Annotated in this window: 21 protein-coding genes; 9 read left to right on the top strand and 12 right to left on the bottom strand. The window is 44.0% G+C overall.

Annotation, left to right across the window (positions count from 1 at the left end):
- Positions 1-8 precede the first annotated feature (8 nt).
- Genes GD630_RS04240 through GD630_RS04230 form a run of 3 tightly spaced genes read left to right on the top strand, consistent with a single transcriptional unit; the run spans position 9 to position 2,020 of the window.
- Positions 9-920 carry a vitamin B12 dependent-methionine synthase activation domain-containing protein gene (locus GD630_RS04240; RefSeq protein WP_143864708.1) on the top strand — a complete coding sequence of 304 codons (912 nt, stop codon included), beginning with the start codon at positions 9-11 and terminating at the stop codon, positions 918-920.
- A gap of 5 nt (positions 921-925) precedes the next feature.
- Positions 926-1,438 carry an RNA polymerase sigma factor gene (locus tag GD630_RS04235; protein ID WP_007759202.1) on the top strand — a complete coding sequence of 171 codons (513 nt, stop codon included), beginning with the start codon at positions 926-928 and terminating at the stop codon, positions 1,436-1,438.
- Positions 1,439-1,444: 6 nt separating this feature from the next.
- A complete protein-coding gene (locus GD630_RS04230) occupies positions 1,445-2,020 on the top strand; it encodes a hypothetical protein (protein WP_143864709.1) in 576 nt (191 codons plus the stop codon).
- Between the two features lie 19 nt (positions 2,021-2,039).
- On the opposite strand, the gene GD630_RS04225 is transcribed toward GD630_RS04230, so the two are convergent.
- Positions 2,040-4,907, bottom strand: a complete 2,868-nt coding sequence (locus tag GD630_RS04225) for an AAA family ATPase (protein ID WP_143864710.1) — start codon at positions 4,905-4,907, stop codon at positions 2,040-2,042.
- On the bottom strand, positions 4,904-6,157 hold the full coding sequence (locus GD630_RS04220; protein WP_143864711.1) for an exonuclease SbcCD subunit D: 1,254 nt from the start codon (positions 6,155-6,157) through the stop codon (positions 4,904-4,906). The genes GD630_RS04225 and GD630_RS04220 overlap by 4 nt, the downstream gene beginning before the upstream one ends.
- A 120-nt stretch (positions 6,158-6,277) precedes the next feature.
- Between GD630_RS04220 and GD630_RS04215 the strand changes: the two genes are divergently transcribed.
- A complete protein-coding gene (locus tag GD630_RS04215) occupies positions 6,278-7,036 on the top strand; it encodes a lysophospholipid acyltransferase family protein (protein WP_007759191.1) in 759 nt (252 codons plus the stop codon).
- Positions 7,037-7,050: 14 nt separating this feature from the next.
- On the opposite strand, the gene GD630_RS04210 is transcribed toward GD630_RS04215, so the two are convergent.
- Positions 7,051-7,779 carry a DUF4369 domain-containing protein gene (locus GD630_RS04210; RefSeq protein ID WP_017142287.1) on the bottom strand — a complete coding sequence of 243 codons (729 nt, stop codon included), beginning with the start codon at positions 7,777-7,779 and terminating at the stop codon, positions 7,051-7,053.
- Between the two features lie 163 nt (positions 7,780-7,942).
- On the opposite strand from GD630_RS04210, the gene GD630_RS04205 reads away from it, so the two are divergent.
- From GD630_RS04205 to GD630_RS04185, 5 genes are all read left to right on the top strand, one after another.
- Positions 7,943-9,187, top strand: coding sequence for an anaerobic sulfatase-maturation protein (locus GD630_RS04205; protein WP_143864712.1), 1,245 nt, complete (start codon positions 7,943-7,945; stop codon positions 9,185-9,187).
- Between the two features lie 53 nt (positions 9,188-9,240).
- A complete protein-coding gene (locus tag GD630_RS04200; protein ID WP_182505704.1) occupies positions 9,241-11,400 on the top strand; it encodes a S46 family peptidase in 2,160 nt (719 codons plus the stop codon).
- Positions 11,401-13,560, top strand: coding sequence for a S46 family peptidase (locus tag GD630_RS04195; protein WP_143864713.1), 2,160 nt, complete (start codon positions 11,401-11,403; stop codon positions 13,558-13,560). It abuts the gene before it with no gap.
- Positions 13,561-13,685: 125 nt separating this feature from the next.
- Entirely contained in the window at positions 13,686-13,985 is a 300-nt protein-coding gene (gene trxA / locus GD630_RS04190; protein ID WP_007754485.1) for a thioredoxin, read from the top strand.
- A 15-nt stretch (positions 13,986-14,000) separates the two neighbouring features.
- Positions 14,001-14,465: a thioredoxin domain-containing protein gene (locus tag GD630_RS04185; protein WP_143864714.1), complete on the top strand. Its 465-nt coding sequence runs from the start codon at positions 14,001-14,003 to the stop codon at positions 14,463-14,465.
- Between the two features lie 58 nt (positions 14,466-14,523).
- Here GD630_RS04185 and GD630_RS04180 read toward each other — a convergent pair whose 3' ends face one another.
- From GD630_RS04180 to GD630_RS04140, 9 genes are all read right to left on the bottom strand, one after another.
- The gene (locus GD630_RS04180; RefSeq protein ID WP_143864715.1) at positions 14,524-15,159 is read right to left on the bottom strand and encodes a SagB/ThcOx family dehydrogenase; all 636 of its coding nucleotides are present in this window, start codon (positions 15,157-15,159) and stop codon (positions 14,524-14,526) included.
- A 96-nt stretch (positions 15,160-15,255) separates the two neighbouring features.
- A complete protein-coding gene (locus tag GD630_RS04175) occupies positions 15,256-15,813 on the bottom strand; it encodes an NADH peroxidase (RefSeq protein WP_007759170.1) in 558 nt (185 codons plus the stop codon).
- Between the two features lie 22 nt (positions 15,814-15,835).
- Positions 15,836-16,264: a Fur family transcriptional regulator gene (locus GD630_RS04170; protein WP_143864716.1), complete on the bottom strand. Its 429-nt coding sequence runs from the start codon at positions 16,262-16,264 to the stop codon at positions 15,836-15,838.
- A 290-nt stretch (positions 16,265-16,554) separates the two neighbouring features.
- Positions 16,555-17,028 (bottom strand): lipocalin-like domain-containing protein, encoded by a 474-nt coding sequence (locus tag GD630_RS04165; RefSeq protein WP_143864717.1) that lies wholly within the window; start codon positions 17,026-17,028, stop codon positions 16,555-16,557.
- A gap of 20 nt (positions 17,029-17,048) precedes the next feature.
- On the bottom strand, positions 17,049-17,822 hold the full coding sequence (locus tag GD630_RS04160) for a DUF1573 domain-containing protein (protein ID WP_143864718.1): 774 nt from the start codon (positions 17,820-17,822) through the stop codon (positions 17,049-17,051).
- A gap of 12 nt (positions 17,823-17,834) precedes the next feature.
- The gene (locus GD630_RS04155; RefSeq protein WP_143864719.1) at positions 17,835-19,928 is read right to left on the bottom strand and encodes a subtilase family N-terminal domain-containing protein; all 2,094 of its coding nucleotides are present in this window, start codon (positions 19,926-19,928) and stop codon (positions 17,835-17,837) included.
- A 33-nt stretch (positions 19,929-19,961) separates the two neighbouring features.
- Positions 19,962-21,941, bottom strand: a complete 1,980-nt coding sequence (locus tag GD630_RS04150) for a BACON domain-containing protein (protein WP_143864720.1) — start codon at positions 21,939-21,941, stop codon at positions 19,962-19,964.
- A 17-nt stretch (positions 21,942-21,958) separates the two neighbouring features.
- Positions 21,959-24,679: a DUF4458 domain-containing protein gene (locus GD630_RS04145; protein ID WP_143864721.1), complete on the bottom strand. Its 2,721-nt coding sequence runs from the start codon at positions 24,677-24,679 to the stop codon at positions 21,959-21,961.
- A gap of 38 nt (positions 24,680-24,717) precedes the next feature.
- Positions 24,718-26,688, bottom strand: coding sequence for a DUF5003 domain-containing protein (locus tag GD630_RS04140; protein WP_182505703.1), 1,971 nt, complete (start codon positions 26,686-26,688; stop codon positions 24,718-24,720).
- Positions 26,689-26,707: the final 19 nt, after the last annotated feature.

Genomic DNA, 26,707 nt, shown 5'->3' with positions numbered 1-26,707 from the left:
GCCCCATTATGCAACCTACAGTCTTATCTTATAAAATACATACGGTCGCCCCCTACATCAACTGGATTTACTTTTTCCACGCATGGGGGTTCCAACCGCGTTTCGCGGCTATCGCCAACATTCACGGATGCGATGCCTGCCGTGCCGTATGGCTGACCACTTTTCCGGAAGAAGAACGGAATAAAGCCTCCGAAGCCATGCAGCTTTTCAAAGAGGCCAACCGTATGCTGGATCTGCTCGACAAGGATTATGAAGTAAAGACAATCTTCAAGCTCTGTAAAGCAAACTCCGACGGAGACAATCTGGTGATTGAAAAGGAACAAGACCAATACATCACGTTTCCTTTACTCCGCCAGCAAACACCTAAAAGAGATGGCAGTCCATTCCTTTGTTTAAGTGACTTTGTGCGCCCGTCATCTTCCGGCATAGCCGATACGATCGGCGCTTTCGCCGCTTCCATCGATGCGGATATGGAAGGGCTTTACGAGCAAGATCCCTACAAACATTTGCTTGTCCAAACTCTTTCCGACCGTCTGGCTGAAGCTGCTACGGAAAAGATGCATGAGTATGTACGAAAAGAAGTATGGGGATATGCGAAAGATGAGAATTTAAGCATTGAGGATTTGCTAGTTGAAAAATATCAAGGTATTCGTCCGGCGGTCGGTTATCCGTCTTTGCCCGACCAATCCGTCAATTTCCTATTGGACGAACTATTGGATATGAAACGGATAGGTATCTCACTGACCGAAAACGGGGCAATGTATCCTCACGCGTCCGTCTGCGGACTTATGTTCTCACATCCGGCTTCCGAATATTTTTCAGTAGGGAAGATTGGAGAAGACCAACTCGAAGATTATGCCCGCCGCCGGAATAAGAGTGTGGCAGAGATACGCAAATTCCTGGCTGCCAATTTACAATAACGCTCATGAGGGAACAGTCGGCAGAAACAGATAGGCCTGTTGAACAAGAATTCTTGTCGGTCATCCGTGAATATGAACGGGTGATCTATAAGGTATGTTATCTGTACGCCAATCCCAACGCCCCTCTCAATGACCTTTACCAGGATGTTGTGCTGAACCTTTGGAAAGCCTATCCCAAATTCAGGAAAGAGTGTAAAATATCGACATGGATTTATCGTATTGCCCTCAACACCTGTATCAGTTTTTATCGCAAGGAAAAGAATATACCGGAGATTGTCAGCCTCACCAAAGAGATTGACTGGAGTATCGAAGCGCACGATCCGGTCAATGAAATGCTGAAACAGCTTTACCGGATGATCAATCAATTGGGACAACTCGACAAATCCATCATCCTGCTCTATCTCGAAGAGAAGAGTTACGAGGAGATTGCAGAGATTACCGGACTGACGGTAACGAATGTAGCTACCAAGTTAAGCCGCATCAAAGACAAACTAAAAAAAATGAAAAAGGAAGACTAAAGATATATGGAACTGGAAGAATTGAAGAAATCCTGGAATGTACTCGATGAGCACCTGAAGGACAAAGAGTTCATTAAAGAAGAGGAACTTTCGAAATTGCTGGGACATACCGGCAAGGGCATTCACGCCATTGCCAATCTGAACATAAAGCTGATTCTGATTTCCCTGCCGATACTGATCCTGTTCTTGGCGGAAGTCCTGTTGCACAACAGGCTGAACCCTATCTATATCATTATCCTTCTTGCCTGGATTCCCGCACTTTGCTGGGATATCGTCACTACCCGCTACCTCCAGCGGACCCGAGTAGACGAAATGCCTTTGATAGAAGTAATCAGCCGTGTCAACCGCATCCACCGATGGACCATCAGAGAGCGTCTGTTTGCCATCTTTTTCCTTCTGGTATTGGCTGTTCTTTCATTCATTTACTGGCAAGTATGGCAATACGGTATAGGCATGATTTCCTTTTTTGTCCTGTTATGGGGAGGCGGTCTAGGACTGATCTTATGGATTTACCGCAAGAAGTTCCTAAACCGTATCCACGAAATCAAAAAGAATCTGAACGAATTAAACGAATTCAGATAATAAAGAGGAAAGAGTGTGCTTATCCTACAACGCTAAGCACACTCTTTCCATTCACTTTCTTGTGTACCTGCACCTGAACGGAAATCCGTTCGCTCATTTCCTGCACATGAGAGATCACGCCTATTTTTCTTCCCTGCATTTGCAGTTGCTCCAACGCTTCCATAGCCGTACGCAGGCTTTCCGCATCCAAAGATCCGAACCCTTCGTCTATAAAAAGCGACTCCACCTTCAAATTATTGCTGGATAAAGATGACAATCCCAATGCCAATGCCAGCGAGATTAAGAATGATTCGCCTCCGGAAAGGGAATAAACCGTTCGTATCTCATCACACATATCACAGTCGACAACCTGCAAGGCCAATGTACCGGGAACCTGTTGCAATTTATAGCGTTTGGAAAGATAAGACAAATGTTTATTGGCATGAAGCAATAACAGATTCAAGGTATAACTTTGCGCTATGACTTTGAATTTTGCTCCATCCGCACTGCCAATCAGCTTATTCAACTTTGCCCAACGGTCGGCAACCGATTGTTTCTCTGAAAGTTCTTTTGCTATCTGCTCCACCACCGCTTTATTCTTAGCCTGCTGCAACAAACGGGCTTCAATAATGGAAAGGCTGCGTTCCGTATTCAGATTCTCCTCCTGTTGTTTCTTTATTGCTTCCGGAAGCTGTTCGGGGAATTCGATTTGCTTCTGCCGCACTTGCAACTCTTCAATAGACGAAGTAATCTGTTTCAGCTCTCCTTGCAAGCCGGAAAGTCCGTTTTGAGCCGTCTCTACCTCCTTACGGGCTTTCTCCAACGCCAGATTCAATTCTCCTTCCCGCCTTGCTACGGCGGCTTCCGCCTCATCGGCACTCTTTCCTTTCAATAAGTCCGAACGTTCCCGACGAAGTGTATCCAATGCTTTCTCTATCACCTCAAAACGCTTTTGTTCGGCAATCGCGGCATTCTGTAATAGCACCGACTGTTCATTGGCAGCCGATACCTTTTGCATGGCTAAACGGCACTGGGAAACATTCTCACGCAAGGCTTCATAATGCGAACGCAGCTTCTTTATCTCTTCATCACCCCGCTGCCATTCCGCATACAGATTACGGTATTCTAAAATAAGCTTCGCCAGTTCTCCCAAGCGTTGTTGTATCTGTTCCTCATTTCCGGTGTCGGCGCTTTCTTTTTGGAAAGCCGACAATTGTTCACGTACCTGCCCCGCAATCATCTTCTGATGTGCCAAATCACGTTGCAAGGCAATGCTCCGGTTGTTCACCTGCTGATAAACCGCTGTTGCCGCATTATACTCCTGCTCCATATTCCGGAAAAGAGTATCCACCACTTCCTGTTCCCGATGATACGGATGCGAAGTACTACCACAAACCGGACAGGCTTCTCCTTCCTCCAATTGCCGCCTCAAAGCTTTCACATCCTTCCCTACCGCCATGCGGGCGTTTTCATAAAGACGTTGTACTGTTTTCAAGGCAACTTCCCGTTCCGAAAGCTCCTTCGAACAATCTGCCGTCTCTTTTTCCAAATGCTCTATTTCCGACACCGCCTTCTTCAACGCTTCCGTCAATTGCCGGATATTCTGCTGACGTGCCAATTCTTTCTGCAACTTGACCTGTTCTTCAGCTAACGACGGATATCCGAAAGCATTCAACCGCTCCAGACGTTTCTCGTTCGTTTCTATTCCGGCAGACAAATTTCCCTCTTCCTGCCGTAAAGTTTCTTCCACCTGTTCAAGCAGCAGACTGTCTTCCGTCCCTGCAACATTCAATAGACGACGTAAGGTCTGATAAGACAAATGCAACTGTTCCTCAACCATCCGTTTTCTCTTGTCCTGCTCCTGCACCTGCTTACGGGCTGCCTGCAATAGTTGTTGAGACTGTATATAACCCTCTTGTTGGGACTGTATCTGCACATCCAGTTGACGGGCTCGCTTCAAGTCCGGCTGTATAGCTTCCCATTGGGCTTTGAAACGAACCAAGCCTTCCTCCTGCGAGGCCAATGTGTCCAAAGCGGTCTTTAGTCTGGCCTGTTCTCCTTGTTCCTCTTTCTGCTTCTTTGTCCGGAGCTCCTCTTGCGTATTCAATGAACGGACAACATTCAACTGCGCATTCTGTTCCGCCAGCAATTTGATTCCTTCCGAACGCTTTTCAGCCAACAACTCTTTTTCTTTCTGCAAGGCAAGCTGTTCCTCTTCCGGAATCAATTCAATCACACTCATCTTATTATGAATCAAAGCTACCTCTTCCTGCGCTGCCTTATTCCGGGCAAACACTTCCTGCGAAATGAAAGAATACACTCCGGTCCCCGTCAGTTTTTCAAGCAACTCCGCCTTAGCCGCTCCTTTAGATTTCAAGAAAGTGGCAAAGTCATTCTGAGCTAACAATACGGTACGGGTAAACTGCTCATACGTCAGCCCGATCAACTCAACCAATTGTGCCAGCAACTCCTTCTTCGTCCCTTGAAATTCTTTCCCCGTATCCAGCTCCTTCACCTCCATCATTTGCGGCTGCAAAGAGCCGCTCACTTTATTCCGCGTACGTCTCACCGACCAACAAGAGCGGTAACGGTGTCCGTCTACTCCCAGAAAATCAACTTCTGCATAACCGTCACTTGTGCCACGACGCAACAGGTTACGCACATCGGACTGATTAATCCGGTTATCCCCTACATCCGCCAGATTCACACTTTCCACCGAAGCGGCGAAACGGGGCGCTTTATCATACAACGCCAGACATAACGCATCCAACAAGGTTGACTTTCCCGCTCCCGTAGGACCAGAAATAGCGAATATGTCGGCCGATCGCAATGGCTCAGCAGTGAAATCCACTTCCACCGTCCCTTCAATGGAAGTAAGATTCTTCAATCGTATAGCTAATATTTTCATCTTTCTTCCTCTTCTTCTCTACGGGTGGCAGCCAGATAGGCTTCCTGAAACAAATCAACCAAATCCTCCGGCATTTCTGACTGATAAATCTTCTCAAATGCAGACTGTGCAATCTGCAACGGTGACATCTCCTGTAATCCTTTTTTCCAGTCCGTCTCCTCTTTCTCCACATTTTCCGCACCAGTACGGTAAGAAGAGACAATGCGTGCCAAGCGATAATTTTTATCCGCCAAAACATCCTCTATCTCCTGCCGGAGCATGGGTTCGGGCTCTTCCAGCAAAACCTTCACTTCCAGATAGGGAGCGGTTCCTTCCGTCTCCGGCAATTCGCCCAACATCTCCAATATCTTTTCAGGCAATTCCGGCTCACCGCTCGGAACGCTTATCAAAGGTATTGATTTCGGACATTCTATCCGTCGGATATCTACCGCACACCCTTCGTCAAAAGTCACCATTACCACTCCGTGATGATAATGCTTTTCGGCAAAAGACATCGGAATCGGACTTCCCGCATAGCGTACATTCTCCCGGCCGGATACCCGTTGCGCTTTATGAATATGTCCTAGAGCCGTATAAGCGATCTGTTCGGGAAAAGCCTCCGGTGACACGCATTCCAGTCCGCCTATCACTGTGCGTTCACTATAATCCTTTTCTGCAATCTCCGAACCGGTAGCTTGCAGATGACCTATGGCAAGAATGGCCTGATTCGGCTTACGGCGTTTCCACAACCTTCGCAGAAGCTGCGTATAAAGTTCACGAACCCCTTCCGCATAAGGATTCCCCTCTGTCTGCACTACCGGATAATCTCCTTGACGCAAAAAAGGAACCGCCATACAAAGTAATTCAACTTCTCCCTGCCGGTTCTTCAGTTCCACGCATAGATGGTCGTAATCAACCGCTCCGCCTTCCAGCTTACGTACCACTCCCCTGACCTCTGTTCTCATAGCCTGCAACAAAGGTAAAGGAGCCTCCAGACGTGCCGCTGAATCATGATTTCCGGCAACAATCACAATTTGCAGATTGGGATTCTCCGCCGTAACCCGGTATATAAACCGATAATATATACTTTGGGAAGCAGCCGAAGGATTGGAAACATCAAACACGTCTCCGGCTATAATCAATGCATCAATCTCCTGCCGGAGGATTTCTCCCGCCAGCCAATCTAAAAACGCCTCATGCTCCTCCGTACGGTCATAACCGAAGAACGTTTGCCCCAAGTGCCAATCGGCAGTATGTAATATACGTATCATATTTTTAACAGCTATCTCTAATAACGAGAGACAAAAATAACACAATCGAAAAGATTATATGGTATCCGCATCTCTTTTTTACAATAATCATGTATATTTGCAGGACAAAAATCCAACCCTATGAAGATACTTTATTATATTTATCAGATTTGCATCGCTTTACCTATATTATTAGTGTTGACTATCCTTACGGCACTCGTCACCATCGTAGGTTCTCTTTTGGGAGGAGCCCACATCTGGGGATATTATCCGGGAAAGATATGGTCACAATTAATCTGTCTGTTCCTGCTGATTCCCGTAAAGATTCAAGGGCGTGAAAAGTTGCATGATAAGACTTCCTATATTTTTGTACCCAACCATCAAGGTTCATTCGACATATTCCTGATCTACGGTTTTATCGGAAGAAACTTTAAATGGATGATGAAAAAAAGTCTGCGTAAACTACCATTCGTTGGAAAAGCCTGCGAAAGCGCAGGGCACATTTTTGTAGACCGGTCCGGTCCGAAGAAAGTGTTGGAAACGATCCGGCAGGCAAAGGACTCTTTGAAAGACGGAGTATCTTTGGTCGTTTTCCCGGAAGGGGCTCGTACTTTCACCGGACACATGGGGTATTTCAAAAAAGGAGCTTTTCAATTGGCGGATGACTTACAACTGGCAGTAGTGCCCGTCACCATCGACGGCTCATTTGAGATCCTCCCGCGTACAGGCAAATGGATACACCGTCACCGCATGATTCTCACGATTCATGAGCCTATTCCGCCTAAAGGAAAAGGTATGGAAAATATCAAAGCGACTATGGCGGAAGCATACGCTGCCGTTGAAAGTGCCTTACCGGAGAAATATAAGGGAATGATAAAGAACGAAGATCAAGACCGGTAATAGAGAAGTTATATTCACTTCTTTACCGAAGCATTTTCTTCCAGACGCTTGTGCTCTTCTATCAGTTTCATATTCTCTTTCGCCTTCGAAAGGAACTCTCTTACCAGCTTATTGCTTTTAAAAGAATAAGGAGCGTCTTTTATGATGTCATCTATCTGCGGAGTCATAATAGGATAAGGCAACGAACTGCAAAGCATGATAAACACATTGGGTCCCAACACATTTTCGTAGTTGGTGGAAATGAAAGTTTTCACATATTGATTCATCTCTTTCATCAGCGAATCTCCTTCCACTGCCAATTGTGAATGAATCTCATCCAAATCACCTCCGTCCATCACCATACGGGTTTCTTTCTGTTCCAACTCTCCGATACTTTCCTCCAGTCGGTTTCTTTTCTCAATAAACTCGTATAGTGCCGTATTCAAAGGAGTACCCACCGCTTTGATATCCGAATTACTGATGTTTACCTTGATTTTTCCATTTTCCAGCACAATCGGCATGATGCTTTCATCATCCATATAAAGTGTCACCATCTGTACGGAATCGACTTTGCCTTTCATGGAGAACAGACCGTGCGCCACCTCAGCAGAATCCAGTTTCACCCATTCACCATCACGCAAGGACTTAAGATACAGCATTTTTCCATCCAGACTATTCACTGAAGATGTTCCTTCGATCTTGTACTTATTAGTGCAGGAAGCCAGAAACGGGAGCAAAAACAATAAAGGTAAAAGTTTATTCACGTTCGTCTATTCATTTGATTCTGCGTGCAAAGGTACAACCGATTCATTTTTCAGAGAAACATTTTATCAATATTTAAATCTTGTAAGTCTCTTTTCTTTAATAATCCTTATAAACATACGGAGAAGGCTTTTTTTTTCATTTAGTTTACCTAATTTTGCGGTTATGAAAACATCAACTTATGCCCCTTTTGCCAAACCGCTTTATGTGATGGTAAAGCCGGTGGGTGCCGTATGCAACCTAGCCTGCGACTATTGCTACTATTTGGAAAAGGCGAATCTATACAAAGAAAACCCGAAACACGTAATGAGCGATGAACTATTGGAAAAATTCATCGACGAGTATATTAACTCACAAACCATGCCGCAGGTGCTCTTCACCTGGCACGGGGGTGAAACGCTGATGCGTCCGCTTTCTTTCTATAAGAAGGCTATGGAGTTGCAAAAGAAATATGCTCGCGGACGTACCATCGACAACTGTATTCAGACGAACGGAACAATGCTCACCGACGAATGGTGCCAGTTCTTTCACGACAACAATTGGCTGGTAGGAGTTTCCATCGACGGCCCACAGGAGTTTCATGACGAATACCGTAAAAACAAAATGGGCAAACCTTCCTTCGTGAAAGTGATGCAGGGTATCAATCTGCTGAAAAAACACAATGTAGAATGGAATGCAATGGCCGTTGTCAATGACTTTAACGCTGACTATCCGCTGGACTTCTATCACTTTTTCAAAGAGATAGATTGTCATTATATACAGTTTGCCCCTATCGTCGAACGTATTCTTCCGCATCAAGACGGACGGCATCTCGCCTCTCTTGCCGAAGACAAGGAAGGAAAATTGGCCGATTTCTCCGTCACTCCGGAGCAATGGGGCAATTTCCTGTGTACTCTTTTTGACGAATGGGTGAAAGAAGACGTAGGCAACTACTACATACAAATATTCGACTCTACGCTGGCAAACTGGATGGGTGAACAGCCGGGAATATGTACGATGGCAAAAACTTGTGGACACGCCGGTGTTATGGAATTCAACGGTGATGTATATTCATGCGACCACTTCGTTTTCCCCGAATATAAACTGGGAAACATCTATAATCAGACATTGGTGGAAATGATGCACAGTGAACGCCAACATCACTTCGGCAACATGAAATACCAATCTCTCCCCACACAGTGCAAGGAATGCGAATTCCTGTTTGCCTGCAACGGAGAATGTCCGAAGAATCGCTTCAGCCGTACATCGGAAGGCGAACCCGGCTTGAATTATCTGTGCAAAGGATATTACCAATTCTTTAAGCACGTAGCGCCTTATATGGATTTCATGAAGAATGAATTAATGAACCAACGTCCACCTGCCAATATCATGGAAGCTTTGAGAAGTGGAGAGTGGAAAGTGGAGAGTTGAGAGTGGAAAAGACAAAATAGAATCATAAATATTTTAATTATCAGCATTAAAGAATGAATAGACTAAAACTTTATTTATTGGCGCTGACTGCGCTAATCGTATGTTCCGCTAAAGCGGATGAAGGTATGTGGCTATTGCAGCTAATGCAACAGCAGCATTCCATAGACATGATGAAAAAACAAGGCTTGAAACTGGAAGCGCAAGATTTATATAACCCACATGGAGTTTCCCTAAAAGACGCTGTCGGTATCTTCGGAGGAGGCTGTACCGGAGAGATTATCTCACCGGAAGGATTGATCCTGACCAATCACCATTGCGGATATGCTTCCATCCAACAACATAGCAGCGTTGAACACGATTATCTGACGGATGGTTTCTGGGCTACTTCCAGAGAGATGGAACTTCCTACTCCGGGATTGAAATTTACATTTATCGAACGTATCGAAGATATCACTGATATTGTCAATGCTAAGATTGCAGCTAAAGAAATCACAGAGACTGAATCATTCAGCGGTGCATTTCTCCAGAAACTGGCAGAAGAGCTGTATGCAAAAAGTGATCTGAAAGATAAGAAAGGAATCGTACCGCAAGCACTCCCATTCTATGCCGGAAATAAATTCTATATGTTCTATAAGAAAGTATACCCGGATGTGCGTATGGTGGCAGCTCCTCCTTCTTCTATCGGTAAGTTTGGCGGAGAAACAGATAACTGGATGTGGCCCCGTCATACCGGTGACTTCTCTATGTTCCGTATTTATGCGGATGCCAACGGAGAACCGGCAGAATACAGTGCAAGCAATACTCCTTTGAAAACAAAAAAACATTTGCCTATTTCTATCAAGGGCTTGAAAGAAGGAGACTATGCCATGATTATGGGATTTCCCGGAAGTACAAGCCGTTATCTGACTGTATCGGAAGTAAAAGAACGCATGGAATCGGAAAACGAGCCGCGCATCCGCATTCGTGGAGCCCGTCTGGCTGTTTTGAAAGAAGTAATGAACGCCAGTGACAAGATCCGTATCCAATATGCCAACAAATATGCAGGTTCCAGCAACTATTGGAAAAATTCCATCGGAATGAACAAGGCAATTATCGATAATGATGTACTGGGCACAAAAGCGGCACAGGAAGCCAAATTCGCTGAATTTGCCAGAAAGCAGAACAATACCGATTATGCGGAGGTAGTGAAGAAGATAGATGACTTGGTAGCCAAGACAGCCCCTCTCAACTATCAGTTCACTTGTTTAAGAGAAACGTTCTTCGGAGGTATCGAGTTCGGAAATACCCTGCTGTCCAAAACTCGGGAAGCATTGGTAGAAAAGAACGATTCTTTGATTAAAGTACGTATCGAAGCTCTGAAAGAGACATATGATGAGATTCATAACAAAGACTATGACCACGAAGTAGACCGTAAGGTGGCCAAAGCATTGTTCCCTCTTTATGCGGAAATGATTCCGGCAGAGCAACGTCCGTCTATCTACAAACTTATCGAACAGAAATATAAAGGCGACTATAATAAATTTATCGATGATATGTATGACAATTCCATTTTTGCCAATCGTGCAAACTTCGAGAAGTTTATCAAGAAACCGACCGTAAAAGCTATTGATAACGACCTGGCTTTGCAATATTGCCAGTCCAAATATGATTTACTCGAACAACTCATAGGACAGTTGAAGGATATGGACAAGGAATTGGCCTTATTACACAAAACCTACATCCGCGGTTTGGGTGAAATGAAATTACCTGTTCCTTCTTATCCGGATGCGAACTTTACAATCCGCCTGACTTACGGTAACGTGAAACCTTACGACCCGAAAGACGGTGTACACTATAACTACTACACTACTACCAAGGGTATTCTGGAAAAGGAAAATCCGGAAGATCGTGAGTTTGTCGTACCTGCCAAGTTGAAAGAGCTGATAGAGAAAAAGGACTACGGCCGTTATGCTTTGCCGAACGGTGATATGCCGGTTTGCTTCCTTTCAACCAATGACATCACCGGAGGTAATTCAGGCAGTCCGGTTCTGAATGAGAACGGAGAACTGATCGGTTGTGCATTCGATGGAAACTGGGAATCGCTGAGTGGTGATATCAACTTTGACAACAACCTGCAACGTTGCATCAATCTGGATATCCGCTATGTCCTGTTCATCTTGGAGAAATTAGGAAACTGCGGACATCTGATAAACGAAATGACAATTGTAGAATAAATGAAAAAACAAATCCTATTTGCAGTCTTTTCATTGGCAACGCTCAGTATCTACGCCGACGAAGGTATGTGGATGCTGACCGACTTGAAAACACAGAATGAAGTTGCCATGCGCGAGCTTGGACTTGAGATTCCTATTGAAGAGGTTTACAATTCCAACGGTCTTTCTTTGAAAGATGCAGTCGTACACTTCGGAGGAGGATGCACGGGAGAGGTTATCTCTTCCGAAGGATTGGTACTGACTAACCACCACTGTGGTTACGGAGCCATCCAGCAACACAGCAACGTGGAGCACGACTATCTGACAGAAGGCTTTTGGGCGATGAACCGCGATGCGGAGCTCCCTACTCCGGGACTGACCGTTACTTATATCGATCGGATTCTTGATGTGACGGATTACGTCAACGAGCAGTTGAAAAAAGATCCGGATCCTGACGGAATCAATTACCTGTCCCCCGGCTATCTTAGTAAAGTAGCGGAACGGTTTGCCAAAGCCGAGAACATAGAAGTTACTCCCGCTACCAAACTGGAGCTCAAAGCCTTTTACGGCGGGAACAAATATTATATGTTCATAAAAACCGTGTATAGTGATATCCGTATGGTCGGTGCCCCTCCTTCTTCCATTGGAAAGTTCGGAGCAGATACCGACAACTGGATGTGGCCGCGCCATACGGGTGACTTTTCGCTGTTCCGCATTTATGCGGACAGGAACGGAAAACCGGCAGCCTATTCGAAAGACAATGTACCGTTAAAAGTGAAGAAGCATCTCAGCATCAGTCTGGCCGGTGTACAAGAAGGTGATTTTACCTTTGTCATGGGATTTCCGGGACGTAACTGGCGATACATGATTTCCGATGAAGTGGAGGAACGGATGCAAACAACCAATTTCATGCGCCAACATGTACGTGGAGCACGTCAAAAGGTACTTATGGAGCAAATGCTTAAAGATCCTGCCGTACGTATTCATTATGCCAGCAAATATGCGTCATCTGCCAACTATTGGAAAAATGCAATTGGTATGAACGAAGGTTTGGTACGGCTCAAGGTTTTAGATACCAAGCGTGCACAACAAGAAGAACTCCTGGCACGCGGTCGTGAAAAAGGAGATGACTCTTACCAAAAAGCATTCGATGAAATCCGTTCCATTGTAGCTCATCGTCGTGATGCGCTCTACCATCAACAAGCCTTGAATGAAGCATTAGTGACAGCTCTTGACTTCATGCGTATTCCTTCCACTATGGAATTGGTAGCTGCCTTGAAATCGAAAGACAAGGGGCATATAAAAGAAGCGACTCAAAAACTGAAAAAGGAAGGTGAAAAATACTTCGCATCTGTTCCTTTCCCCGAAGTAGAACGGATGGTGGGAAAAGAAATGTTGAAAACCTATGCTAATTATATTCCGGCAGAACAACGGATCAATATCTTTGAAATCATCAATTCACGCTTCAAAGGAAGTATAGATGCATTTATCGACGAATGTTTCGAACATTCCATCTTCGGTAATCCCAAAAACTTTGAGAAGTTCATCAAAAAGCCAAGCCTATATAAGATAGGATATGACTGGATGATATTATTCAAATACTCCATTACCGACGGTATACTGAAAACCGCTATCGCCATGAAGGAAGCGAATCAGAATTACGATGCAGCCCACAAAGTATGGGTAAAAGGTATGATGGATATGAGAAAAGATAAGGGAATTCCTATTTATCCGGACGCAAATTCAACTTTACGGCTAACCTATGGTCAGGTACTTTCTTACGAACCGTTCGACGGAGCTGTTTATGACGCTCACACAACCCTCAAAGGAGTGATGGAAAAAGAAGATCAAGGCAATTGGGAATTTGTAGTTCCTCAGAAATTGAAGGAGTTATACACAGCCAAGGATTATGGGCGTTACGGTAAGAATGGTGAAATGCCCGTTTGCTTTATTGTAAACACCGACAATACGGGAGGAAACTCCGGCAGCCCAGTCTTCAACGGCAAAGGTCAGCTGGTAGGAACAGCTTTCGACCGTAACTTTGAAGGATTGACGGGCGACATTGCTTTCCGCCCGTCATCACAGCGCGCAGCCTGTGTCGACATTCGTTATACACTCTTTATTATAGATAAATATGCGGGAGCTTCCCACATCATTGATGAATTGACTATTGAGGAATAAAAACGGTTCGAAGTATATCTTCCGGCAAAATTGAACAAAAACAGAAATTTTCCGTTATATATAAAACAGAATTTATATTTGCAGTCTTCAATGACTGACAGTTAATTTTAAGAAAGGAAAGATTTATGGAAAAGTTTGAAGATTTAATAAAGTTGCCGATGCCGGTTTTAGTAGATTTTTTTGCGGAATGGTGTGGACCCTGTAAAGCGATGAAACCTGTTTTGGAAGAAGTGAAACAGAACGTAGGTGATAAAGCGCGTATTGTAAAGATAGACGTTGACCAACATGAAGAGCTGGCTACAAAATACCGTATACAAGCAGTACCGACCTTTATACTGTTCAAAGATGGAGAAGCTGTCTGGAGACATTCAGGTGTAATCCACAGTAGCGAACTGCAAGGGGTAATTGAGAAACATTATACATAAAAGATAAAATAACGAATGAAGAAAGTATTAGCAATGGTAGCTTTCGTCATGGTAAGCGTGATTATATACGCTTTCAATGCCAAAGCTGAAACCAATCAAGGTAAAAAGGAAGTAACAGGTAACGGTGAAGTCGTCGTAATGAACAAGGAAATGTTTCTGAAAGACGTCTTCGATTATGAGAAATCAAAGGAGTGGAAATACAAAGGCGACAAGCCCGCCATTATTGACCTCTATGCCGACTGGTGCGGACCATGTCGGCAGACAGCTCCTATCATGAAAGAGTTGGCAAAGGAATATGCAGGGAAGATAATTATCTATAAAGTGAATGTAGACAAGCAGAAAGAACTGGCAGCCCTGTTCAATGCAACAAGTATCCCTTTGTTCGTATTCATCCCCATGAAAGGAGATCCACAGCTTTTCCGTGGAGCTGCCGATAAAGCAACCTACAAAAAAGCAATTGATGAATTTCTATTAAAGTAAAATCAAAAGTGACGGTATCCCATAAAGATATCGTCACTTTTTTATATCCCCGCATTTCTTATTTAAAATATCCTACCGGATGATTCATCATGGGAATCTGACTGTCTTTTAGCTTTAGCACTTTCTTCAACTGATTGCCATCCATCGATGCACGCGGCACTGTAGCCAATTTAGCGGAAGAACAAAAGACAGAAATGTTCTGTGAAACGATTCCTGCATCCATAGCTCCCATCAACTGGTTACGGGTATTCTTTGCATCTCCGAAACGAGAAACATCACTGACCAGAACCAAAGAGACAGGCGCCGATTTCACAAAAGCCTGCCCACCTGCAACTGCGCTGCGATAATCTCCTTCAGCAACCAAAGTCAACTGATGATTTTGGGCATCATACAAATAACTTCCTTCCGGTAAAACAACATACACATCCACATCCTGTTTATTCAAAGCAGAAGGAGCTGTGCGTTTACCCGAGTCTTTGCGGTTAACTCCATTAGCAGCCCATAATAAATCCGAAAGATCCGACAAGCTCAAAGCCTTTGCAGCAAATTCCCGAGTAGAATGCCGTTCGGACAAGGCTTTCATTACCGAACCTGTACGGTTCAAGTTGGGTTTCGGCAACTTAATTACTTTTTCAGCAGCCAAAGCGACTACAGAAAACATCAAACAAACTAACAACAGTTGTACTTTTCTCATAATTGCGGCATTTAAAAGTTGACGAGCAAATATAAACAAAAAAGGTCTGCATTCGTATGAGAACACAGACCTTTTAAGAGTTATTATGAGGCTTGATTATTTATCACCGAAATAACGGTTGTACAAACCTTCAAAACCTTTACCGTGACGAGCTTCGTCTTTACACATTTCGTGTACAGTGTCGTGAATAGCATCCAAGTTCAAAGCTTTAGCACGGGTTGCGATACGTTTTTTATCTTCGCATGCACCTTGTTCAGCGTCTTTACGTTTCTGCAGGTTCGTTTTAGTATCCCATACGCAGTCGCCCAACAATTCTGCAAATTTAGCAGCGTGTTCGGCTTCTTCCCAAGCGTAACGCTTGAAAGCCTCAGCTACTTCAGGATAACCTTCACGGTCAGCCTGACGACTCATAGCAAGATACATACCAACTTCAGTACATTCACCCATGAAGTGGTTGTTCAGGTCCTTGATCATTTCTTCGTCACAACCTTTTGCCACACCGATAACGTGCTCGTCAGCAAAAGACAATGCACCACCTTCTACCTCAACAACTTCTACGAATTTGCTGGCAGGAGCTTTACATAAAGGACATTTCTCAGGAGCTGCGTCACCTTCATAAACGTAACCGCAAACAGTACATCTAAATTTTTTCATTTTCTTCTCAATTTTAAATTAATTAGTCAATACGTGTTTCTATATCTTTACTTAAGCAATTCTTGCAAATACCTTTATAATAATAATGAACCTCAGTAACTTGATGGCCTTCCATTTCCTGCTGCTCCACTTTCTTTATTGTCTCCGGACATTTCAAATCATAAATATGTCCGCAACGCCTGCACAGAAAATGAGAATGCATTGAGGTGTCCGCATCAAAATTCGTATTCTTTTCATCAATAGTAAGCATCAAAGCCGCTCCCTGCTCCGAGAATAATTTCAATGTATTATAAACCGTTGTCTTTGAAAGCGTAGGCATTGAAGGAGATAATGCCGTATATATATCATCAGCCGAAGGATGAATCGGATGCTCCATCAAAAACTCCATGATAGCGATGCGCTGCATTGAAGGCTTTATATTATGTTCTATTAATCGGTCATACGGTTTCATAATTCTTCTCCTCTTTTTCCAAACTTGTATTCATTACAATTATAAATCCAATGCAAAGATAGAAAGGAATTTGGAAATATCAAATAAATTCTCATATTTTTGACAGGGCTTTTAAGAATATTATTATTGGAAACCTATTTTCCTCTTACTTGCTATCCATTTGCATGACAATAAGTGATCTGTAACCTTTTTATCATATAAATAACCCTCACAAAAGTAGTTTTGTGAGGGTTATTTATATGTCGAAAAGTTTTATATACTCCTTTTTTCAAAGAAGCTAAAAATCAATTTTATTCGTCCACTTTTACTTCCGCTATAATTTCATCCGGCACTTTGTCGCAACGAACATATTTGCTCACGTCGCTATCGTCGTCTTTTGCAGTCCAGACCATAGAGCCGGATTCCACCAAATCTGTTACGATGTAATCGTGGTTCCATTCTCCGTTGCCGAAATCATAGTCTCCGCTAAGCACATATCCCAAATAAGGATCGTTTTTAATCTTAAAAGAACCGGTAATGTAGCGTGCATACATACTGTCGAACTTCTGGTACATCTCAAATGTGAGTTCCTTGCGGTTAAACTTTATGTAGCAATAGGTATCTTCCGCCAAAGGCTGCCCGTTCCATTCGGCAAGTTGCCATACTCCGTTCAGATTGGCAGCAGTGACCGGCAATGTAGGAAGAGCTGTATCTTCATCATCATCACAAGATGAGAAACAAAGCACGAAGGCGAATAAAGCCATTAGTTTGAAAATATTCTTCATGTCTTCTTTTTATTTTATCGTTATTTAATACGGTTTACTTTAATATTCAATGTCCGTTCCGACGGTTGCCCGTCCACACCTTCCAGCACAAGCGGAAAGGTAAATGAACTGTCTTTATCCGCAGGAATCAGCAAGGCATCTATCGTTACCACTATATCGGCTTCACTGCCCGGAGTGATAACTTCCGGTTCCGTACGGAAAGCAGCGAATGCCGGAAGCCGGGAAGCCGACAAGCGCAGCGGTTTGTCGCTGCTGTTACCACACAGAATCCGTTCCGAAGGACACTTTCCGGCAACCACTTCGCGAAATTCCATCCGGTTTTGTTTCAGCCTCAACTTTCCCATTGCATACGGATAGCGCGCCCATTCATCCGCTCCGGGAAGCACATTTCCTCTCAAGGTGAGGCGTGCCGCCGGCAGACTGTCCGAAGAAGCCAGATAGATGAAAGCATTCGTGTCGATTGTTCCCGGATGATTCTTCGGAGTGTAAGTCAATGCTATCACTCTTGTTTCGCCCGGAAGAATCTCTCCCATACGGACTTCAGCCGCCGTGCAGCCGCAAGTTGTCCGTACACGAGTGAACTTCACGGTTTTGCCGCTTACGTTCGTGCAAATGAAACGGTACGTCTGCGGAGCATCGTCTTCGGTTAATGTACCGACATCCAGCACCGTCCGGTCGAAACACAGAATTTCTTCCTCCTGCAGAACGGAACGGACATTCCGGGCTTCTGCCACCCGGAACAGTCCGACAACCGCACAACATATAAATAACCGTATCCAAATAATGGGTTTCATTGAATATCAAAATTACATCCAACCGTTGTCATTGGCTTTCTTACGAACTGTGACGGTGATTGTTTGCTCTGTCCCGTTGCTTACTTTCACCGTGATACGGGTCGCTCCGGTTTTTACGCCGGATACCTCCATCAGCGTACCTGTTACCTTTACCGTAGCGATAGCTGTATCAGCAGATGTGCAGGCATAAGTCAGCTTCTCACCATTCACGAAGTAATAAGCAAGATTCACCGTCGATGTTGCCGCTTCTGACACATACACGTTAGGCACTACCATATCCGAACCGCTGCCGTCGATCTTGTTCAGCAACATTGCGGCGTCTGCCAGTCCCGACCCCATCTTGCCGACGTATCTCGACAATTCTACTTTCGTAGCGGAAGCACCGTGAGTAAGGTGGTTACGATAGAACCGTTTCACCTGTCCCGCATTATAATAGTTATCCAGCGGCTTCACTGATTCTTTCAGCAGTTCCACAAACTCGCTTGCCTTAAAGTGACGACGCAACTTAACTGCATGCGATAATCCTAATGCGGCTACTCCCGATACATGCGGGCAAGCCATAGACGTACCGTCCATATATCCATAGGCAGGTTGGCCGTCCTTTATCAATGTGGAGAGAATAGAACCGGAATGAGCACCGTCTATTTCTTCCCATATTTCAGGGTCATTCTCTCCCACCGGATTATAATATTCCGTATCACCGCCCGGAGCCGAGATCGTCACTTCCTTACCATAGTCGGTATAAGAAGCCGGAGTAAAGTCGGCAGCTACCGCGCTTACTGATATACATTTAGAATAAGCAGCAGGGAATGCAGGCATAGCCGCATATTCGTTGCCGGAAGCGAAAATGGCCAGACCACCGTCGATTACTCCATTAGGAGAACCGGCGTTATTGATAAAGTAGTCCAACGCTTCTTTTTCCAGCGGATAAAGTCCCGACCATTCTTCTTCAGAACCCGGCCCCGGAGTATATCCGTCTACCAGATTTGCCAAAGCAGAGTTGTAACCCCAGCTACATTGCAGGATAACGGCGCCATTGTCTGCCGCATACTTGATAGCCCGCGCCTCACCGTCCAGACTCACACCATACTCACCTGAAAACACCTGACATGACATAATCTTAACGCCCGAATTAGGTGTACCATCGCCACCGGCAATACCGCAGACCCCTTTACCATTGCCGTTCATAGCAGCAATCGTACCGGCAACGTGTGTGCCGTGTCCCGAATCGTTAATATCCTGCCATGTAATAACAGGCGAATTACTTACGAAATTGTAACCGTACTTATCATCCTCATAACCGTTCTTGTCGTTATCTTTACCGGCATACAATTCTTCACCTTCGTTTATCCAGATATTGTCTTTTAAATCAGGATGAGTATTCATGACGCCTTCGTCCAGCACAGCAACAATAATAGACGGATCGCCTGTACATTTTTTCCATGCTTCCTCGCAACCGACATCACATCCCGCTATCGAACCATTATGCAGTTCATTCTTATTATCAAACTCATTGTCTCCGCTGTTGATGTAATGCCATTGATACGACAGACCGGGATCATCGAATCTGCTTTCTGTTCCCCCTGTACGCGTAGTAGCCTTTTGTTTTAAAGCGTTTTCGCTGATATAAGTGCGATAGGATTGTTTTTTGTAAGCACGTTGAATGCGGCTGTTTGCCTGTACTTTGGAAACTTCGCCCAACTGACTGAGCCGACGGGCTGCTTCTTTCACATCCGTATTTTCATCAAACTTCACCCGATACCACAGATGCAATCCTGCGGTGCGGGTCCGTTCTTCATTTCTGGGATCTACCGGAAATATACGTTCAAAATGATAAGCCCCCAGAATAGCCAATACCTCGTCGGTAGAAGGGATCCCGGAACGGGTCATAGCTCCCCCACTCCTGGTAGCAACGGCAAGAGTCCGGTCAAGAATCTCCGTCATTGCCGGGTCGAACTTTATCAGCAATTCACCGGAAGTGACATCCGCCGGAAGTTGGACTTCCGTCCCCCCTGTCGGGGTGGACGGTTGTTCAATCAGTTCTTGTTCCGAGCAGGCAGTCAGCGTCAGGGCAAACAATGCTGTATATAAGATTTTTTTCTTCATTGTTCCTTATTTAATTATTCTTGTTAATGATATTTATTCTACTGTATCCGATAATACAAATACTTTATAATACAACGGATAAGCTACGCCGTTAACCTTTTGGCTTGATCCATTGTCTCCACTGCCGTAATAGTAAGAATAATCGTAGTTCACGAGTTCTACATTGCTGAATCCAACTGCATCTCCAGAAGAATTCTTACCCCCTTCCTGCTGGTTGAACACCATTACTTCCGGATGCCAGTATGCAAAGTACGGATGGAACAACAGCCAATTCGGTATTTTACCCGTCATGAAGTTCTGGTTGAAATGCAATGTACGGGCAAATGGTAATACACGTGGAATATCCTGTCCAGTCACAGCCTCCTGCTCCTGATAAATAACCTTGTTGTCATCCGACAGTAACCATTGACAAGTATCTTTAGATATTTTATACTCATAGATGGATGAAGTGGCATCCAGGTCTTCTTTGCTAAAGAAGTCACTTTCCTGATAAGTAAGTGGTTGACCTGCTGCTTCCAATGCCATCCTTACCTCTTCGTCGGTAGGAAGTTCCCCCTCAAAGAAGTTATACGACAGTTCCACTGAAATAAGCTTATCCCATGTCAACAGTTTCAAGAAAGCATCTTTTTGCGTCTTGTCTTTAGAGATATTTACATGTAAACCGACATCTCTACCGTTATATTTGCCTCCGCTAATAAGACTTAAATCACGTAATACATCCGTAGCGCGACATCCGATCAACGACAGAGCCTTCAACTTAGTGAACTTATCTTTATTCACCACATCTGTAATCACAGACAATGACGGGAAGTTGTTACTTCTCAAATCCAATGTTTCCAGCGTATTGCCTAACTTAACAAAATTGTCGGGAAGAGCATTGATGCCAATAGCGGCCACCGTCAGATTCTTCAGATATTGCAATTCACCTATTTCTTCTCCCATAGAGATTGTACGTATCTGATTATTTTCATTACTCTGAACAGTGAATGATTCCAGATATTTCAGATGACGGATTTCCTTCGGAAATGATTCACCATCTTGCAGGTTAATCATCGTGAAACTTACAGAACGTACACGGCCTACCGCTTCTTCCGGCATATTCTCCATTTCCTTATCCGTAGCTTCCCAAAGCGTCACATTCGCCCAGTTCATCATATTTTCGCTGGCATCAATCTGCATCATAGACTGAAGTTTGTTATTGATAGTAATTACCGCCAACGAGTCACCCGAACGGTTATCTTCAATCTTCATGGCAGCCTCCTGTCTCACGGTCAGCACGACTGCATCTATCTTATTACCGTTTTCATCGACCAAGCCATCCACGTCCTCGTCCTTTTTCGGAACCAGACGAACCTTAGCCACACGGGTATAAGGAACTACATTCATTCCCCAACGGAAATTTAACTTTATAGTACGCGGACGCGCTCCACGGTCTAAATCCACATCCAGATCTTTCTCTTTCGGCAATGTCAACCAATCTGTACGGTCGCTCTCCGCATCCGCTTTTTGCTCTTCCGTCATAGTTTCTTTTTCAGCAAAAGAATAATCTACTCCGGCGATTTTAAATTCGACATTCGTAGAGATAGTGCTTTTGAAAACACGGTCGTTATAACGATCCGAACTGGCAATTTTTACTTCCGGCTCTTTTATCAGGATTTGCTTGCTGAAACCGAACTGTGTAACCGTTACCTTTTGAGGCGTTCTGCCGTTCATGGCAAAAAGTATCTCTGTCGTACGCGCAAGATTTTGCAGTGTGGAGTCGATAGTTACCTCACATACTGCCGAACCGATACCGTTGGCAGGAGAGATGGCTAACCAAGGTTCTTTGGTGCTCGTCACCCATTGATCGCTGGACGAAACGGCAATCTTTTCGGTTCCACCTGCGGCGCTCATCGTAATTTCGGTCTTATCCACCGAAAGGCCCTCGATTCCCGGTTCGTCATCATCCTTACACGAGGTTACGAATGCCGTGCAAAGAATCAGTCCTAATGTTATTTTACTAATATATTTCATTAATAGAATCTTTTATATTATCGTTCAATATCCAAAGCATCACAACCACGAATATCCTGTGTCTTATCATAAAGCAATACATACATGCCTGCCTCGATATAAGGACATACACTGGTTACATCCAGAGAAATATTCGGATTGTCTGCAATCTCTAATATATAGAGCCGTGAAGTAAGTGTTTCGTTCACTTTACGAATATCGTTCGAACCAATCTGCAATTGCAGCAAACTCGGACAAGTAGTGATACCCGTAGGCCATTCACGCAAAGTACGGTTGCCGTCCTTATCGCGCTGGTGGCGGATACCGAACGCTTTCAACTGACTACTGTTCAGCGGCTGTGTCGGGAACTTGGAGAAACAGTTGTAGCTGATGTCCATATTTGACAAATAAGGCAAAGTCGTTGCACGGAAGTCATCCGACAGGCTTGTCAACTTATTGAAGCGCAAATCTATCACCGTAAGCAAATGCGTATTCTTATAGTTTCCGTTCTTCGGCTTCAGTGAGTTTTCCGGAATAGAGGTCATCTCATTGCCGCTCAAGTTAATGGTTCCAATTGGAGAACCTGTTGCAAACAGTTCTGTGGGGAACTTACTGATTTGATTATTCGACAGGCTGACCGTGCTGGCATTAATGCCCTTATAGTCCTCCATAGAACAATTAATGTTCTTTCCATCCACCGAGCCAATCTCATTGTAAGAGAAATCCACTGATGCCATTACATATACCGATTTGGCATTAAAAATATTCGGAATATATTTCAGCTTGTTATTAGAGAAATTCAGTCCTTCCACCTGCTCGGTAAAGGAGCAGAAATCATCCGGAATTTCTGTAATTTGATTATTGCCCAGCATCAGGGTGGCCAGTTTAACCTTCGTACCGAAAGCATGTACCGTATGTATATTATTATGCACGCAATCGAGCAAGCCAAGCTTAACCATTTTCTTTAAAGACTCAGAAGGTGGGAATTCTTCCAGATTGTTATACCCCAAATAAAGTATCTGGATTTTAGGACCGGTCTTCTCACTATCAGCAAGTTTTTTCCAGTCATCTTGCAATTGTCTAGCACTGATGCCTCTATTGCAGGCAAGGTTCAGCGACTGCAGTTCGGGCAATTCGTAAATAAAGTCCGGAACCCTATCCATATTGGGGCAGTTATAAAGCTCTATATCTGTCAAATCTTTCAGATTGCTCCAGCTCAAATCTTCATCAGCATACTGTTTTGCATATTCCGAGTCTTCATCCTCCCATCCGGTAGCGATAGCATCGGCGAGAACAGGTGAATTGGCGATATTAAAGTTCTGCAATTTCGTCAACCGCATGAGAGCTTTCGAGATAAATGTGATACGGTTGGTAAGTGTGCCGATTTGTGTATCCTTCAGCGTGATGCGGTTATCTTTCTTTATCGGCTTCATATCCGTATCACGGTTGATACTCTCTTGCAACATTTCCGACATATGAGAACGTGGGTCGTAATCAAGGAACGTCCGTTTATAGTGCATGCGTATCCTCTCCTTCTTTGCGTCGTCCATGTCTGGTGTCAATTCTTCGTCACCGAAGAGTCTGCCACTCAGCATTTCGCTGTGCGTACCAAAAGCAAGTGTTTTCAGCTCAGTCAATTGTCCGATAGCATCAGGCACTCTTCCTTTAGCACCGAAGCCTGTGAGCGAAAGTCCGGTTACACGCCCCTTTTCGTCCAGATCGACGCCCGGCTGGTTGCCCCACATGTCCAGTTCCTTATTGAAGTTCCAGTTTTTACTGTGAACCGTGTTATCCACCGTACCGCCATTGTAGTTCCAGTGTTCTCCGTCCAAAGCTTCCCATATTTCTTTCAAGGCTTTATAGTCTTTGATATACTCTGCGGTTTCCTTTAACTGAATAGGTACGATCGCTTCGCTTGTCAGCTCGTTGTCTTTCACAACAATAGGCTCGCTTCTTATAGCTTGCGTTTCCAATTGAGGTTTAGTAATACCTTTTTTTGTATAAGTGGTATAAGCTACTACCTGATAAGTACCGGCAGGAACCCATACGGCAGAATCGCAGGTTGCTTCTTCTATATCCATGTACTTATCTTCCGGATTAGCAGGATTCACATTTTCCTTTGAGCCTTCTTTATAAGTAACCTTCATGTCTTTCAACTCCGTAGTTTCACGGGTGAAGGTATTCATCAGAGTAACATCGATAAAGCGAATGCTACTGAACAGATATTCGTCTGTAGCACGTGTCTTAGCCCATTGTTTCGTCAGTTTGAAAGTCAGCATACCGCGAGATACGGCATCTACTGTCAATGCTTTCTCTTGAAGTCCTCCGGCTATAACGGTAAAATCTTCGTTATCTCCACCGGGCCCTGCCATGATTTCCTTATCGAGTTTGTCATACAGCACGTAACCGATCACTTTATACGTACCAACTACTAACTTCAATTTATCACTGCGCACACCATATTCCGCATTGCCTGCATTGTATGAGTTCAAAGGCAATGTTTGTGAAACGGTGGTACCGTTGTGCACCATCACCACCTTTATCTTCTGTGCGGTAGACAACGTTTCCAGTTTGTCCGCTACACGAGTGGTTCCTTCCTTTCCAAAAGAGGCGTCCTTGTAGAGTTTGAACTGCACATAACCGTATTGGCTTTGTAACATTTCCTCATCATCGTCGGAGCAACCGCTTACTACCACTATTGTCAGCAAGCTGACGATGAGGGGCAGGAAGAATATTGAGTATAATTTATGTAAATTCATTGATAATCTCTTATTCGTTATAATTATTCACGCACAAATTATGCAATATTGATAACTAACATGTGTTTGCTACCGTCTTCTCCTGTAATTATCAGAAACACAGTTTTAGTTAAAACGCTACCAGCCCCCATCCATACATTTAGATAAAGTTTGCCAGTAACCCAGTCTGAAGTTGTTTCAATATCAGCAGATGCATTAATTAACGCTTCATCACTATCATAACATTGAAAATCAGCAATGCCTGAAGAGGCTAAACTTATATTCATTGACTTTCCTACAGGAGGATTCTTTACATCAAAAATATCACTTACTCCATAATGCTCTGTAAAATAATCAGCCTGTCCCATACTACCGTCATAAGGGGTACAAGCAATAGGATTTAACATGCTATCCGTTACTGTAAATACAGATGCTGTTTCTCCGCCACCACTTCCGGCATTACTGATTCTCACAATCAGCATTACTTTGTAATCCCCAGGCTCATCGTTAACAACCAATAGTATATCTCTTCCTTTTGCTGCGTCAGTTGATATAGTAATTGTTTGTCCAGACGGTTCTACAATACCTACTGCCGCTCCTTTAGTATCCCAATAATAACATTCAGCGTTATAAACTTCAAAGGGAAGGCTTACCAATGTTGACTTTGCAGAAGGTTGCTTGATTTCTGAAATACTTGTAACCTTATATTCATCCTTAAGAGCAGCAGCATCATTTCCTCCATATATTGTACATTCTATAGGAGCCATACTTCCGGTTCCTTCTTGCGCAGTAAAGATTTGCTCACCGTCCTCATTGTTTTTTATTTCCTTTTGAGTAAACTGAAGAACAAGATTAGCTTCGTCATATTTATGAACAATTTCTTCCCCGTTAATGATTTCCTCTTCCAAATTATCTTTGATTTTTTCATATTCTTCACGTGGGAATACAAGTACATATCCAACCCTTTCAGCAGGTTCCCAAGACTCCGGAACATATTCGTTTACAATGAGCGTAACCTTACCACCTTCGCGTTCACAACGCATCCATTCGTTATAAGTGGCATCCATAACATACAAATCATTATTCATCGCTCCCTTTTCTACGAATACCACCTCATAATCATCATTCAAAGCTTTAACAGTAAATGGCACACGATTTTTTAAAGTAGTAGTACTACCTCCCGTGCCTGCCACTCCACCTGCACTCTGCTTGAAAGTCTTTCCATCCAAAGATACAACCCAATCATATCTATTGGTTGATGGACGTTTTATATCAATGTCCGCAGGATCCATTCCCTCATAATAAACAGGGAACTCATAGAATGCTTTACCTTCTTCATCAGCAAACGTAATCACATTTTCCTTAATATTTGCCTCAACCGGGTACTTCTCACGATTTTCGTCTTGTATGATCTTCAAACCACCTTTCACCTTCTTACCGACAGTGCCGACAAGAGAACCGCCTTCCAATTGTACCCACCCCGGAAGATTGGTAACAGCAAAACGGAAGTTAGCTTCTACCGCAAATTGAGCATAGCCGTCGTATCCTACCTTAAGTCCAGTGGTTTTATCGATTTCATTCCCCTCAAGGTCGAATATCTTCAATTCCGTACCCACAGCCGAACGAGTAACTTCACCAATCACAATAGCCTGTCCGCCCATTGTCAATTCCAATTTAGCTACGCTCGCCTTTTCCACCTTTTGGTCGTCGCCTGTAGCCATAACGGTTAATGTATGTGTACCGGCAGTTCCGGATACCACATATTCTTCCGTAGCATCGCTTTTGAACTTGCACCAAATGGCAGAAGAAGCCAAACTCCAGTTTGTATTCGCCGTAAAAGTAAAATCGGTTGTTTCACCAGCATTGCAGACGATATTCTGTTTTGCCGGAAATACAGGAGTCTCCGCCTTATCATCATCGTCCGAGCATGCCGCCAAACAGAAAGTTACAAGCAAGCCAATAAAGAGCCAACTCTTGCAGAACATCTTCGTGCAGGAACCTCCCTGTGGTTTTAAATTAAACTTTTTCATATCTATTTTCTATTACTTA

Source organism: Bacteroides zhangwenhongii, assembly GCF_009193325.2.
Lineage (GTDB): Bacteria > Bacteroidota > Bacteroidia > Bacteroidales > Bacteroidaceae > Bacteroides > Bacteroides zhangwenhongii.
The sequence above is the reverse complement of the archived record's forward strand: the minus strand, read 5'-3'. Positions and strand labels throughout refer to the sequence as shown.